This is a genomic window from Brevibacterium litoralis (genome assembly GCF_040212315.1).
In the GTDB taxonomy this organism is placed as follows: domain Bacteria; phylum Actinomycetota; class Actinomycetes; order Actinomycetales; family Brevibacteriaceae; genus Brevibacterium; species Brevibacterium litoralis.
In genome coordinates, this window is sequence record NZ_JBDIUY010000020.1 from 1 (window position 1) to 14492 (window position 14492).

Annotated in this window: 10 protein-coding genes; all 10 read right to left on the reverse strand. The window is 69.6% G+C overall.

The window, feature by feature from the left end:
• Window positions 1-78: 78 nt before the first annotated feature.
• The 10 genes from secG to AAD496_RS06920 all read right to left on the reverse strand — a co-directional run bounded on the left by secG (window position 79) and on the right by AAD496_RS06920 (window position 14370).
• A complete protein-coding gene (secG, locus tag AAD496_RS06875) occupies window positions 79-324 on the reverse strand; it encodes a preprotein translocase subunit SecG (protein WP_349827923.1) in 246 nt (81 codons plus the stop codon).
• A 134-nt stretch (window positions 325-458) separates the two neighbouring features.
• Complete coding sequence (tpiA, locus tag AAD496_RS06880) at window positions 459-1244, reverse strand: triose-phosphate isomerase (protein WP_349827924.1); 786 nt, start codon at window positions 1242-1244, stop codon at window positions 459-461.
• 44 nt (window positions 1245-1288) lie between these two features.
• Window positions 1289-2512, reverse strand: a complete 1224-nt coding sequence (locus AAD496_RS06885; RefSeq protein WP_349827925.1) for a phosphoglycerate kinase — start codon at window positions 2510-2512, stop codon at window positions 1289-1291.
• A 180-nt stretch (window positions 2513-2692) separates the two neighbouring features.
• Window positions 2693-3697, reverse strand: a complete 1005-nt coding sequence (gene gap / locus AAD496_RS06890) for a type I glyceraldehyde-3-phosphate dehydrogenase (RefSeq protein ID WP_349827926.1) — start codon at window positions 3695-3697, stop codon at window positions 2693-2695.
• 252 nt (window positions 3698-3949) lie between these two features.
• Complete coding sequence (gene whiA / locus AAD496_RS06895) at window positions 3950-4933, reverse strand: DNA-binding protein WhiA (protein ID WP_349827927.1); 984 nt, start codon at window positions 4931-4933, stop codon at window positions 3950-3952.
• Between the two features lie 46 nt (window positions 4934-4979).
• The gene (locus AAD496_RS06900) at window positions 4980-6020 is read right to left on the reverse strand and encodes a gluconeogenesis factor YvcK family protein (protein WP_433913740.1); all 1041 of its coding nucleotides are present in this window, start codon (window positions 6018-6020) and stop codon (window positions 4980-4982) included.
• Window position 6021: 1 nt separating this feature from the next.
• Complete coding sequence (gene rapZ, locus AAD496_RS06905; protein WP_349827929.1) at window positions 6022-6903, reverse strand: RNase adapter RapZ; 882 nt, start codon at window positions 6901-6903, stop codon at window positions 6022-6024.
• Window positions 6904-6934: 31 nt separating this feature from the next.
• Window positions 6935-8806 (reverse strand): excinuclease ABC subunit UvrC, encoded by a 1872-nt coding sequence (gene uvrC, locus AAD496_RS06910; RefSeq protein ID WP_349827930.1) that lies wholly within the window; start codon window positions 8804-8806, stop codon window positions 6935-6937.
• 14 nt (window positions 8807-8820) lie between these two features.
• Entirely contained in the window at window positions 8821-11727 is a 2907-nt protein-coding gene (gene uvrA / locus AAD496_RS06915; RefSeq protein ID WP_433913736.1) for an excinuclease ABC subunit UvrA, read from the reverse strand.
• Between the two features lie 126 nt (window positions 11728-11853).
• Window positions 11854-14370 (reverse strand): DEAD/DEAH box helicase, encoded by a 2517-nt coding sequence (locus AAD496_RS06920; RefSeq protein WP_349827931.1) that lies wholly within the window; start codon window positions 14368-14370, stop codon window positions 11854-11856.
• Window positions 14371-14492: the final 122 nt, after the last annotated feature.

Below are 14492 nucleotides of genomic sequence, written 5' to 3' on the forward strand. Positions count from 1 at the left end.
ACGACGAGGCGCCCTGCACTTCCGATGGAAGTGCAGGGCGCCTCGTGTGCGTGGTGCTGTGTGGAGCGCTCCGGACCGTCAGGCGGTGAAGCGGATGACGAGTCCGAGGAGGACGATGCAGGCGACCCAGACGATCGCGACGAGGGTGGTGAACCGGTTGAGGTTGCGCTCGGCCACCCCGGAGGAACCGAGGTTGGAGCTCATGCCGCCGCCGAACATGTCCGACATGCCGCCACCCTTGCCCTTGTGCATGAGGATGAGCAGCGTGAGGAAGACGCTCGCGAGGATGAGGACGACCGTGAGGGTCCAGGAGAGAATGGTCACGAAGTCACATTCCTGTCGTGGTGGGGTGCGTTGTCGGTTCAGCGCCCGAGTCTACTACGCGCGAATCCTCCCGGCTGACGCGGTGGTCCGCCGGGAGGGGTCTCGCGTGGAGCCTCGCGAGGACGGGAGTGATCTCAGGCGCCGAGGGCGTTGCGGGTGAGCTGTGCGAAGCCCTCGGGATCGAGGCTCGCACCGCCGACGAGGGCGCCGTCGACGTCCTCATCGGCCAGGATCTCCGCGACGTTCTCCGCCTTGACGCTGCCGCCGTAGAGGAGCCGGGCGGCCTGCGCGAAGTCCGCGCCGTGGGACTCCGTGAGGGCCTCGCGGATCGCCCGGCACATCTCGGCGGCGTCGGCCGCGGTGGCGGTCTTGCCCGTGCCGATGGCCCACACCGGCTCGTAGGCGACGACGAGCCCGGCGAGCTCCTCCGCGCCACGACCGGCGAGTGCCGCCCGCAGCTGGTCGAGGACGACGGCCACGTGGTCGCCCGCCTCGCGGGTCTCCAGGGACTCGCCGACGCACAGGATGGGCGTGAGGCCGTGTTCGTAGGCCGCGGCGATCTTGGCGGCGACGACCTCGTCGGTCTCCGCGTGGTACTCGCGGCGCTCCGAGTGGCCGACGACCACGTAGGTGCAGCCCAGGCGCTGGAGGAAGGCGCCGGGGACCTCACCGGTGTACGCACCGGAGGCGTGGACCGAGAGGTCCTGGGCGCCGTAGGCGAGCTCCATCTTCTCGCCCTGGACGAGCGTCTGGACGCTGCGCAGGTCGGTGAAGGGCGGCAGGACCGCGACCTCGACGGCCGACAGGTCGACCTTCGCATCGGTGAGGGCCCAGGAGAGCTTCTGGACGGTCTGGATCGCCTCGAGGTGGTCGAGGTTCATCTTCCAGTTGCCCGCGAGCAGCGGGGTGCGGTGGCTCATGTGAGCTCCCTTCTCGTTCGGGGGACGCCGGGCGGGTGTCGCGCTCAGGCGCCGAGGACGGTGAGGCCGGGCAGTTCCTTGCCCTCGAGGAACTCCAGCGAGGCACCGCCACCGGTGGAGATGTGCCCGAACTGGTCGTCGGCGAACCCGAGGTTGCGCACGGCCGAGGCGGAGTCGCCACCACCGACCACGGTGAGGCGACCCTCGGCGGGGCCACCGTGGGCGGTGGTGAGCGCCTCGGCGACGGCGCGGGTGCCACCGGCGAAGGCGGGGAACTCGAAGACGCCCATGGGGCCGTTCCAGAACACGGTCTCGGCGCCCTTGATGACCTCGGCGTAGGCCGCGGCGGACTCCGGACCGATGTCGAGGCCGAGGCCGGAGGCGCCGGCCGGCGAGGACTCCATGTCGGTGGCCGGGACGACCCAGTGGTCGGCATCGGCGGCGAAAGCGGAGGCGACGACGATATCGGTGGGTAGGACGATCTCGACGCCCTTCTCGGCGGCCGTGGCCAGGTAGCCCTTGACGGTGTCGATCTGGTCGGTCTCGAGCAGGCTCGCGCCGACGGCGTGGCCCTGGGCGGCGAGGAACGTGAAGACCATGCCGCCGCCGATCACGAGGGTGTCGGCACGCTCCAGGAGGTTGGCGATGACGCCGAGCTTGTCGGAGACCTTCGACCCCCCGAGGACGACGACATAGGGGCGGGCGGGGTCGGTGAGCAGACGCTGCGACACCTCGACCTCGGCGGCGACGAGGCCACCGGCGTAGTGCGGCAGGAGCGTGGCCACGTCGTAGACGCTCGCCTGCTTGCGGTGGACGACACCGAAGCCGTCGGACACGAAGACGTCCGCCAGGCCCGCGAGCTGCGCGGCGAAGGCGCGGCGCTCGGCCTCGTCCTTCGAGGTCTCACCGGCGTTGAAGCGCAGGTTCTCCAGCAGGAGGATCTCGCCGTCACCGAGGGCGGCGGCCTTGGCGGTGGCGTCCTCGCCGACCGTGTCGGTGGCGAACTGCACCGGGCGGCCCACGGCGTCGGCCAGTGGCTGGACGACCGGGGCGAGCGAGTACTTCTCCTCCGGGACACCCTTGGGGCGGCCGAGGTGCGCCATGACGATCACCTTCGCGCCGGCCTCGGCGAGGGCACGGAGGGTCGGCGCCGAGGCGAGCACACGACCGGCGTCGGTGATCGTCGTGCCGTCGAGCGGGACGTTGAGGTCGCTGCGGACGAGGACGCGCTGACCGGCAAGCTCGGCCGGGTTGTCGAGGGTCTTCATGACTGCCTTTCGGTACGACGACGTCCGGTGGCCCACCCGCACGCGGACACCCGCGCGGGGTGCGCGGATACCCGGGTGCGGGCGGGGCCACCGGACGTGGACGGAGCGGACTTCACGGCACCGAGCCTATCGGAAACCGCGGCGGGAGGGACCGCCCCGAAGACGGGTCGCAGGAACGGGTCAGAGACCGGTGCCCGCGAGGACGGCCATGTCGACCAGCCGCTGCGAGTAGCCCCACTCGTTGTCGTACCAGGAGAAGACCTTGTACTGGTCGCCGAGCTTGCGGGTGAGCAGCGAGTCGAAGATCGACGAGTGGTCGTTCATCACGATGTCACTGGAGACGATCGGGTCCTCGGTGTACTCGAGGATGCCCTCGAGCTCGCCCTCGGCGGCGGCCTTGATCGCGGCGTTGATCTCCTCGACGGAGGTCTCCTTCTCCGGGACGAAGGTGAGGTCGACGACCGAGCCGGTGATGACGGGGACGCGGATGGCCAACCCGTCGAGCTTGCCCTTGAGCTGCGGCAGCACCTCGGTGACGGCCTTGGCCGCACCCGTCGAGGTCGGCACGATGTTCTGGGCGGCGGCACGGGCGCGGCGCAGGTCACCGTGCGGACCGTCGACGAGGTTCTGGTCGGCGGTGTAGGCGTGGACGGTCGTCATGAGACCGCTCTTGATGCCCACGGTGGCGTCGAGGACCTTGGCGACCGGTGCCAGGCAGTTGGTCGTGCACGAGGCGTTCGAGATGATGTGGTGCGCGGCCGGGTCGTACAGGTCGTCGTTGACGCCCATGACGAAGGAGCCGTCGATCCCCTTGCCGGGGGCCGACAGGACGACCTTCTTGGCACCGGCGTCGATGTGGGCCTGCGCCTTGTCGCGGTCGCGGAACACGCCGGTGGACTCGACGACGACGTCGACGTCGACCGCGTCCCACTTGAGCTCGTGGGGGTCCCGGATCGAGGTCGCGCGGATGCGGGTGCCGTTCACGGTGAGCGACTCGTCGTCGAACTCGACCGTGCCGGGGAACCGGCCCCAAGTGGTGTCGTACTTGAGCAGGTGGGCGAGGTGGGCGTTGTCCGTCAGGTCGTTGATCGCGACGACCTCGATGTCGTGGTCGCCTTCGAGGGCCTGGCGGAAGAACGAGCGACCGATGCGTCCGAATCCGTTGATACCTACGCGAACCGTCATGACCGGATCCTCCATTGGGGGTTCTGGGGTGCCAGGTGTACTGGCGTGTGTCGGGGGACATCAGGGGGAACGTCCCACTGACTCCAACAATTCCCCACATGATCGAACTTGTCCAGACCCTGAGGTGAGTTCCACCACGTGAATCACGACACCCTCCGCCCGGGTGTTTCAGGCCCGTGGACGGAGGGTGTCGGGAAGGTTGCGAAAGGATGGGTTCAGGCCCGCCGGGATCACACCGGGTGCCCGCCGGGATCACTCGGCGTCGAGCATCTCCTGCGTGAGTTCGGAGTCCGTGCCGGGGATGCCCAGCTCCTCGGCCCGCCGGTCGGCCATGGCGAGCAGCCGCCGGATCCGGCCGGCGATCGCGTCCTTGGTCATCGGCGGCTGCGCGGCCTGGCCGAGTTCCTCCAAGGAGGCCTGCTTGTGGGTGAGCCGGAGATCACCGGCGTACTTGAGGTGGTCGGGGATGTCCTCGCCCAGGATCTCCATGGCGCGTTCGACCCGGGCGCCGGCGGCGACGGCCGCCCGCGCCGAGCGACGCAGGTTCGCGTCGTCGAAGTTCGCCAGGCGGTTGGCGGTCGCCCGCACCTCGCGGCGCATGCGACGCTCCTCCCAGGCCATCCGCGCGTCGGTCGCACCCATGGCGGTGAGCAGATCACCGATCGCCTCGCCGTCGCGGATCGCCACCCGGTCGACGCCGCGGATCTCCTTGGCCTTCGCCGTGATGCCCAGGCGCCGGGCGGACCCGGAGAGCGCCAGCGCGGCCTCGGGTCCGGGGCAGGTGACCTCGAGCGCGGTGGAGCGACCGGGTTCGGTGAGCGACCCGTGGGCGAGGAAGGCACCCCGCCAGGCGGCCTTCTGGTCCTCCAGGGAGCCGTTGACGACGGCGGCCGGCAGACCGCGGACCGGGTGACCGCGGCCGTCGACGAGACCTGTCTGACGGGCCAGCGCCAGACCCTCCCGGGCGACCCGGACGAGGAACCGGCTGCTCTTGCGCAGACCGGCCGGGGCGATCACGACGATCTCCGCGGTCTGGCCGTAGAGGGACTTGATCTCCGCGCGCAGTCGCCGGGCGACGGCACCCGTGTCGACTTCCGCCTCGACGACGATCGAGCCCGCCATGAGATGGAGGGAGTTCGAGAACCTCAACAAGGACGACACCTCCGCCTTCCGGGCCGAGGTCCGTGTGACCTCCAGCCGGGCGAGTTCGTCCTTCACCTGCGCGGTGAGCGCCATCCCTTGTCCCCTTCTTCCGTGGTCCCGGTGCCGCCGGGGGCCCGCCTCACCACTGTTCGTCGACGGTGAGCCCGGCCTCGAGCAACATGTCACGGTAGCACGCGGCGAGCTTGAGACTGTCGTGCGCCTTGGGCCGGCGTGAGGCAAGGGGCCTTGTCCACAGCCGAGCTCCGAACAGATCCTGCGTGACCCGTTCCAGGTCCGTCTCGCCGGCCGCGGCCGCCTCGTCGGCGAAGACGTGGTCGAAGGCGAGATCCGGGGCGTGCTGGTGCAGGCCGACGAGGTGGTCGGCGAGGCTCATCCCACGGGTCTCCCCCTCCGCGCCCGGCAGGTTGAGGGTGAGGGTGCGGATCCCCGTCGAGGTGACGATCGCCTCGGCGAGGTCGGGCACGAGCAGGTGGGGCATGACGGAGGTGTACCAGGAGCCGGGACCGAGGTTGAGCACCTCGGCGTCGCGGACGGCGTCGAGGGTCTCCTCGCGTGCCGGTGGATCCGCCGGCACGAGGCGCACGGCGTCGACGTGCCCGGGCGTGGCGGCCAGGCAGGACTGCCCCTCGACGACCTGCGCGGTGTCCGCGCCGTGCGGGCGCACGTCGCCCTCGATGGACAGGGGCAGGGACGACATGGGCAGCACCCGGCCGTGTGTGCGCAGCAGGCCACCCATGAGGTCGAGCCCGTCCACGTGGTCGCCGAGCTTCTGCCACAGGGCGGCGATGAGGAGGTTGCCGACCGCGTGGTCGTGGAGCGGACCGTCGGAGACGAACCGGTGCTGAATGACGTCGCGCCACGTCCGGCCCCACTCGCCGTCGTCGCACAGGGCCGCCAGGGCCATGCGCAGGTCACCGGGCGGCAGACCACCCATCTCCTCGCGCAAGCGGCCCGAGGAGCCACCGTCGTCGGCCACGGTGACGACGGCCGTGAGGTTCTCCGTGAGCAGGCGGAAGGCGCGCAGCGCGGTGTAGAGGCCGTGTCCACCACCGAAGGACACGATGCGCGGTCCCACGCCGTCGCGGGCCCGCCGGGGGCGGACGACGGGGAGTTCCTCGGTGCGGGGCCCGGTGGCGACCCGCGGTGCGGACGCCGGCATGTCACTCACGTCCGAGGTCCCGGTGGCGGACGTTGACGCGCGCGTGGATCCGGTCGGACAGGCGCCGGGCGATCTGTTCGGTGATCGCCACCGACCGGTGCTTGCCACCGGTGCACCCGATGGCGACGGTCGCGAAGGTCCGGTTCTCGTTCTGGTATCCCTCGACGACGACGTCGAGCGCACTCAGGTACCGGTCGACGAAGGTGAGCGCCCCGGGCTGTGAGAGCACGTAGTCGGCCACCTCGACGTCCTGGCCCGTGTGTCCGCGCAGATGGGGGATCCAGTAGGGGTTCGGCAGGAACCGGACGTCGACGACGTGGTCGGCGTCCATCGGGATCCCGTACTTGAATCCGAAGCTCATGACGGTGAGCCGCAGCGTGGGGCGGCCCTCCTCCCCGAAGGCCTCCCGGACCTCGGCGGAGAGCTGGTGGACGTTGAGGTCGGAGGTGTCGACGACGATGTCCGCCCGGTCCCGCAGGGCGCCGAGAGCCTGACGCTCGGCCGTGATCCCGTCGGTGAGCGTGCCGTCGCCCTGCAGGGGGTGCGGACGCCGGACCGACTCGAAGCGGCGGACGAGCACCTCGTCGCTCGCGTCGAGGAACAGCACCCGGATCCCGATCCCCTGGTCCTGGTAGTCGAGGAGGACCTTCTCCAGTTCGTTGAACATCGCCCGACCCCGCACGTCGGCGACGACGGCCACCTTGGGCAGTGAGCCCTCCGCGCGGGCCACGAGCTCGACGAGCGGCGGGATCATGGCCGGTGGCAGGTTGTCCACCACGTACCAGTCCATGTCCTCCAGGGCGTTCGCGGCCGTGGAGCGGCCGGCCCCGGACATCCCCGTCAACAGGAGGATCTCCAGGCCGGAGGTGTCGGTACCGTTCATGGGGTCGGGCCTTCCGGTCGAGGGGTGCGCGTCACACCCCTACGTTACCGGTCGCCAGGTGCGCGTGGATGCGGGCGGCCAGCGCCGGACCCACCCCGGAGACCTCCTGGAGGTCCTCGACGGAGGCGGCGCGCATCTTCTTCACCGAGCCGAAGTGGCGGAGGAGCGCCTTGCGCTTGGCCTCGCCGAGCCCGCTGATCTCGTCGAGCACGCTCGTGCGCATGGAGGCTCCGCGGCGCTTGCGGTGGTAGGAGATCGCGAAGCGGTGGGCCTCGTCGCGGATGCGCTGGAGCATGTAGAGACCCTCGGAGTTGCGTGGGAGGACGACGGGGAATTCGTCGTCGGGGACCCACACCTCCTCCAGACGTTTGGCCAGACCCACGACGGAGACGTCGCGGATGCCCAGGTCCTCCAGGGCCCGGACCGCGGCGTGGACCTGCGGGAGGGCGCCGTCGACGACGAGGAGCGAGGGCCGGTAGCCGAACCGTTCGTCCGGCTCCTCCGAGGCCAGCGACTCCAGATAGCGGGAGAACCTGCGGGAGACGACGTCGTACATGGAGGTCGTGTCGTCGCGGGCGGCGTCCCCGTGGACGGCGAAGTGCCTGTAGTCCTTCTTCTTCGGCAGCCCGTCCTCGAACACGACGAGGGACCCCACGACGTCCTGGCCCAGGGTGTGCGAGTTGTCGATGCACTCGATGCGCAGGGGCGCCTCGGGCAGGAACAGCGCCTCCTGGATCTCCTGGAGCGCCTGGGAGCGGGTGGTGAGGTCGGAGGCCCGGCGGGTCTTGTGGAGGACGAGGGCCTGCTCGGCGTTCTTCCGCACCGTCTCCATGACGGCCTTCTTCTCACCGCGCTCGGGCACGCGGACGGTGACCCGGGACCCGCGGAGGCCCGACAGCCAGTCGGTGACGGTGTCGAGGTCCTCCGGGAGCGCGTCGACGAGGATCTCCTTGGGCACCGCCTCCGGCTCGACCCCGGTGTACGCCTGCTTGAGGTAGTCGGCCACGAGCTCCGGGGTGCCGACGTCCTGCATGCGTTCGACGATCCACCCGCGTTCCCCGCGGATCCGGCCGCCCCGGACGTGGAACACCTGGACGGAGGCCTCCAACTCCTCGGAGACCATCGCGAAGACGTCCGCGTCGGCGCTCACCGAGAGGACGACGGCGGACTTGTCGAGGACCTTCTGCAGGGCCTGCAGCTCGTCCCGGACGCGGGCGGCGCGTTCGTAGTCGAGCTCGGCGGCCGCGGCCGCCATCTCCTCCTTGCGGGCGGAGATGAAGGTCCCGGTGTCGCCCGACATGAAGTCGACGATGTTCCGGGCCAACTGCTTGTGGGCTTGCGGGGAGATCTCGCCCACGCAGGGCGCGGCGCACTTGTCGATGTACCCGAGCAGGCAGGGCCGACCGCTGCGCTCGGCGCGGCGGAAAACGCCGGGGGCACAGGTGCGGATCGGGAAGGCCTTGAGGAGCAGGTCGAGCGACTCCTTGATCGCCCACACCTGCGCGAAGGGGCCGAAGTACTTGACGCCCGGCCGGCGCTTGCCGCGGGTGACGAAGGCGCGCGGGAACTCGTCCTTGATCGTCACGGCGAGATACGGGTACGACTTGTCGTCGCGGAACATCACGTTGAACCGCGGGTCGAACTCGTTGATCCACGTCCACTCCAGCTGGAGCGCCTCGACCTCGGTGTTCACGACGGTCCACTCGACCGAGGCGGCCGTGTGGACCATCGTGAAGGTCCGGGGGTGCAGGCCGGCGGGGTTGGCGAAGTACGAGTTCAGCCGGTTGCGCAGGTTCTTCGCCTTGCCGACGTAGATGACCCGCCGGTCCGCGTCCCGGAACTTGTAGACGCCCGGCTGCGTGGGGATCTCCCCCGTCGCCGGACGATAGGTGCTGGGATCCACTGCCGAGAACCCCCTCAGCGGCGGTCGAGCATGCGCGCCAGGAACTCACCGGTGTGGGAGCCCGCCACCGTGGCGACGTGCTCCGGCGTGCCGGTGGCGACGACCGTGCCGCCGCCGCGGCCGCCCTCCGGGCCCATGTCGATGATGTGGTCGGCACTCGCGATCACGTCGAGGTTGTGCTCGATGACGATCACGGTGTTGCCCTTCTCGACGAGGCTCTGGAGCACCGAGAGCAGCTTGCGGATGTCCTCGAAGTGCAGACCGGTGGTCGGCTCGTCGAGCACGTAGACGGTGCGCCCGCGGGTACGCTTCTGGAGTTCGGCCGCGAGCTTGACGCGCTGGGCCTCACCACCGGAGAGCGTGGTCGCCGGCTGGCCCAGACGGACGTAGCCCAGGCCCACCTCGACGAGGGTGCGCAGGTAACGGGCGATCGAGGGGACGGCCTCGAAGAACTCGGCCGCCTCGGCGATCGGCATGTCGAGGACGTCGGCGATGCTCTTGCCCTTGAAGTGTGCCTCGAGCGTCTCCCGGTTGTACCGGGCTCCCTCGCAGACCTCGCAGGGGACGTAGACGTCCGGCAGGAAGTTCATCTCGATCTTGATCGTGCCGTCGCCGTGGCAGTTCTCGCAGCGCCCGCCCTTGACGTTGAAGGAGAAGCGGCCGGGCTGGTAGCCGCGGATCCGGGCCACCTCCGTCTCGGCGAACAGCTGCCTGACCTTGTCGAACACCCCGGTGTACGTGGCCGGGTTGGACCGTGGGGTCCGGCCGATGGGCGACTGGTCGACGTGGATCACCTTGTCGAGCTGGTCGATGCCGGTGATCCGCTTGTGCCGCCCGGGCACCCGCTTGGCGCCGTTGAGCTCGTTCGCCATCCGGGTGTAGAGGATGTCGTTGACGAGGGTCGACTTGCCGGACCCGGAGACACCGGTGACGGCGGTGAGGACACCGAGCGGGAACTCGACGGTGACGTCCCGCAGGTTGTTCTCCCGCGCCCGTTCGACGGTGATGATCCGGTCGGGGTCGATCGCCCGGCGGGTGGCGGGGATCTCCAGGCGGCGCCGACCGGACAGATAGGCACCCGTGACGGAGTCCTCCGCCTCGGCGAGCCCGACGACGGGACCGGAGTAGATGACCTGTCCCCCGTGCTCACCGGCCCCGGGACCGATGTCGACGATCCAGTCGGCCGCCTCGATCGTCTCCTCGTCGTGCTCGACGACGATGAGCGTGTTGCCCAGGTCCTTGAGGCGGGTGAGCGTCTCGATGAGGCGTCGGTTGTCCCGCTGGTGCAGGCCGATGGACGGCTCGTCGAGGACGTAGAGCACGCCGACGAGACCGGAACCGATCTGGGTGGCCAGGCGGATGCGCTGCGCCTCGCCGCCGGACAAGGTGCCGGCGGTCCGCGACAGGCTCAGGTACTCCAGGCCGACGTCGAGGAGGAAGGTGAGGCGCGCGGTGATCTCCTTCATCACCTGGGCGGCCACCTGCCGGTCCCGGGAGTCCAGCTGCAGCCCGGAGAGGAACTCGAGGGCCTGGTCGAGCGCGAGGTCGCTCACCTCCGCGATCGACTTCCCGCCCACGAGGACGCTCAGCACCTCCGGCTTGAGGCGGGCACCCTTGCAGGTCGCACAGGGCACCTGACGCATGTAGGACTCGTAGCGCTCCTTCGAGCTCTCCGACTCCGTCTCGCCGTGCTTGCGGAGGATGTACTGGTAGACGCCCTCGAAACCGGTCGCGTAGACGCGTTCGCGGCCGAACCGGTTCTTATACTTCACCTCGACCTTGTAGTCCTTGCCCTCGAGGATCGCCTTGCGCTGCGAGGGGGCGAGGTCCGACCAGGGCGTCTTCAGGTCGAACCCGAGCTCGTCGCCGAGGCCCTTGAGGAGACGGTTGAAGTACTTGGCGGTCGTCTTGCCGGTCGACCAGGGCGCGATCGCTCCCGCACCGAGGCTCAGGTCCTCGTCGGGGACGACGAGGGATTCGTCGACCTGGAGGCGCGAGCCGATGCCGTCGCAGTCGGGGCAGGCGCCGAAGGGGGAGTTGAAGGAGAAGGTGCGCGGTTCGATCTCGTCGATCGCGAGCGGGTGGTCGTTCGGGCAGGACATGTGCTCGGAGAAGGTCCGGGTGGTCCCCTCGTCGACGAGCTCGACGTCCAGCCGCCCCTCGGCGATCGCCAGTCCGGTCTCCACCGAGTCCGCCAGGCGCTGCCGCATGCCGTCACGGACGACCAGGCGGTCGACGACGACGGAGATGTCGTGCTTGTACTGCTTCTTGAGCGTCGGCGGCTCGCTCAGCTGGATCTGTTCCCCGTCGACGACCGCGCGGGCGAAGCCCTTGGCCTGGAGGTCGGCGAAGAGATCCGCGAACTCGCCCTTGCGCTGCCGCACAACGGGGGCGAGGACGAGGAACCGTGTGCGCTCGGGCAGTTCGAGCAGCTGGTCGACGATCTGCTGCGGCGTCTGCCGGGTGATCGGCTCGTGGCAGACCGGGCAGTGCGGCTTGCCCACACGCGCCCACAGCAGACGCATGAAGTCGTGGACCTCGGTGATCGTGCCGACGGTCGAGCGCGGGTTCCGGGAGGTCGACTTCTGGTCGATCGACACCGCCGGGGACAGCCCCTCGATGATGTCGACGTCCGGCTTGTCCACCTGGCCGAGGAACATCCGCGCATAGGACGACAACGACTCGACGTAGCGCCGCTGGCCCTCGGCGAAGATCGTGTCGAAGGCGAGCGAGGACTTGCCGGAGCCGGACAGGCCGGTGAACACGACGAGCGAGTCCCGCGGGATCCGGATGTCGACGTTCTTGAGGTTGTGCGCCCGCGCACCCTGCACGTAGATGGTGTCGAGGTGGGACACCCCACCCGCGAGAGAGGTGGGCTGTTCCGGCTCGGGGCTGGTGGAGAGGATCGCTTCCGAAGTCACGGACCCACTCTAAACCCGGCACCGGTCGTAATGGAACATTCCTTCGAATCCGTGATCCCCGTCATGCTCCCCCGCACCCGAGGCGCCCTGCACGGGGTACGAGAACTGCAAGGCGCCTCGGCGGCGTCAGGAGAGCGGGCCGACGTCGAGGAGCTCGACGACGACCTCCTCGGCCTCGTCGCTCGCGGCGAGGTCGACGCGGGCGGTGATGGCCCAGTCGTGGTCGCCGCGGGGGTCGACGAGCACCTGGCGGACCTCCCAGGAGTCCTGGCCGCGGGTGATCTGGACGAAGCGGTCACTGCGGGCGTCGGTGTCGATACCGATCCCGCCCTCGTCGCCGTACTCGTCGTAGAAGTCCTCGATCGCGTCCTCCCAGGCCCGCTCGTCCCAGCCGGCCTCGGAGTCGAGCTCCCCGAGGGTCCGGTAGTCGGCGCGTTCGGCCAGCAGCACACGGTGGAACAGGGCGTTGCGGACGAGGCGGGTGAAGCGTGCGGTGTCGGCGCTCAGGCGGTCGTCGGCCGGGGCGAAGGCGAGTTCCTCCGCACCGTCCTCGGACGGGTCGCGCAGGGCCTGCCACTCCTCCATGAGGCTGGAGTCGACGCGGGCGATGAGGTCGCCGAGCCAGTGCCGGATCTCGTCGATCCGGTCGTCGGACTCGTCGGCGGGGATCGTCTGGACGAGCATCCGGTAGACGTCCATGAGGTACCGCAGCAGGCCTCCCTCGACGCGGGCGAGGCCGTAGTAGGCGACGAACTGGGAGAAATTCATGGCCTGTTCGACCATGTCGCGGACGATCGACTTCGGTTCGAGGCCGATCTCCTTGACCCACGGGGCGCCCTGGGCGTAGGCCTCGAAGGCCTCCTCGAGGATCTCGGCGTTCGGCTGCGGATAGGTGAGTTCGTCGAGGATCTCCATCCGCTCCGCGTACTCGACGCCGTCGGCCTTGAGGCGGCCCAGCTCGTCGCGCTTGATCCGGTCGAGCTGGCCCTTGAGGATCGCGAACTGCACCTGGGTGGTGGACTCCAGGACGCTCACGACGTCGAGGGCGTAGGTCTCGGACTTCGGGTCGAAGAGGTCGAGCGCGGCCAGCGCGAAGGGCGAGAGCGGCTGGTTGAGGGCGAAGTTCGGGCCCAGGTCATCGACCGGGCGGTAGCCGACGGTCCCGTCGGAGTACTCGACCCGTTCGATCACCTCGGCCTGCAGGAGCGTGCGCCCCACCCGCAGCGCCTTGAGGTAGAGGTCGAGCTTGGCGGCACGGGTCTCGTGGGTGCGGTCGATGAAGTCCCGGACCGTGTGGACGCCGGCGCGGGGGCGGGAGAGCAGGTTGATGAGCGTCGAGTGGGTGATGCGCATCCGGGAGTTCAGTTCCTCCGGCTGACCGTTCACCAGGTTGTCGAATGTCTTCTCCGACCACCCGACGAATCCCGCGGGCGGCTGGCTCTTCTTCACCTTCTTGCGCTTCTTCGGGTCGTCGCCGGCCTTCGCCAGGGCCTTGCTGTGCTCGATCTCGTGTTCGGGGGCCTGCGCGACGACGTAACCCACCGAGTCGAACCCGGCCCGGCCCGCACGTCCGGCGATCTGCAGGAACTCACGGACGCTCAGGCGGCGCATGCGGCGGCCGTCGAACTTGGTGAGGCCGGTGAGGAGCACGGTGCGGATCGGCACGTTGATGCCCACACCCAGGGTGTCGGTGCCGGACACGACCTTGAGCAGACCCTTGCCGGCCAGCTGCTCGACCAGCCGCCGGTACTTGGGCAGCATGCCGGCGTGGTGGACGCCGATGCCGTGGTCGAGCAGGCGCTTGAGGACGACGCCGAAACCCTTGCCGAACCGGAACTTGCCGATCTCCGCGGCGATCGCGTCGCGTTCCTCGCGGGTCGTGAGCCCGGTGCTCACGATGGAGCCGGCGAGTTCGATCGCCTGGCGCTGGGCGAAGGAGACGACGTAGACCGGCGCCTTGTCCTCGCGCACGAGCTTGAGCAGCTCCTCCTGGAGGGGCTCCTCCGACCAGCGGAACTCCAGCGGGACCGGGCGGGCCGCACCCGTGATCTCCTCGGTCGGGCGACCGGTCACGTCCGTGAGGCTCTGCCGGATCCCGCTCGTGTCGCCGAGCGTGGCGGACATGAGGACGAACTGGGCCTGCGGCATCTCCAGCAGCGGGACCTGCCAGGCCCAACCGCGCTGCGGGTCGGCGAAGTAGTGGAACTCGTCCATGACGACCATGCCGACGTCGAGCATGCCGCCGGAGCGCAGGGCCTGGTTGGCGAGGATCTCCGCGGTGGCGCAGATGATCGGGGCGTCCGCGTTCACGGAACTGTCACCGGTCACCATGCCCACCTGGTCGGCACCGAAGGCCTCCGAGAGCTGGAAGAACTTCTCGCTCACGAGCGCCTTGATCGGGGCGGTGTAGAAGGCGCGCCGGCCGGTGCACACCGCAGCGTAGAGCGCGGCGAGGGCCACCATCGACTTCCCCGACCCGGTGGGTGTCGCGACGATCGTGTTGTCCCCGGTGAGGATCGAGAGGATCGAGTCCTCCTGGGCCGGGTAGAGCTCGATGCCCAGGTCCGTGCAGTACTCCTCGAAGCTCGACCACAGGGTGTCGGTGTCCGCGAACTCTTCGGGGATCAGGTGGAGACGGGGCACGGAGGGCCTTTCGTTCGTGTTCGGTGGCGCGGGCGGGGACGGCGGGCGGTTAGTCTCGGGACCGGACCCGGTCCAGTCTCTCAGATGCCGACCGGTCGCACGTGCACACCCCGACACAGGAG

Excerpts from the sequence above, each read along its gene's own strand:
- whiA (WP_349827927.1), bottom strand. The coding sequence starts at position 4,933 with ATGGCGCTCACCGCGCAGGTGAAGGACGAACTCGCCCGGCTGGAGGTC.
- gap (WP_349827926.1), bottom strand. The coding sequence starts at position 3,697 with ATGACGGTTCGCGTAGGTATCAACGGATTCGGACGCATCGGTCGCTCG.
- AAD496_RS06885 (WP_349827925.1), bottom strand. The coding sequence starts at position 2,512 with ATGAAGACCCTCGACAACCCGGCCGAGCTTGCCGGTCAGCGCGTCCTC.
- tpiA (WP_349827924.1), bottom strand. The coding sequence starts at position 1,244 with ATGAGCCACCGCACCCCGCTGCTCGCGGGCAACTGGAAGATGAACCTC.
- AAD496_RS06900 (WP_433913740.1), bottom strand. The coding sequence starts at position 6,020 with ATGCCGGCGTCCGCACCGCGGGTCGCCACCGGGCCCCGCACCGAGGAA.
- rapZ (WP_349827929.1), bottom strand. The coding sequence starts at position 6,903 with ATGAACGGTACCGACACCTCCGGCCTGGAGATCCTCCTGTTGACGGGG.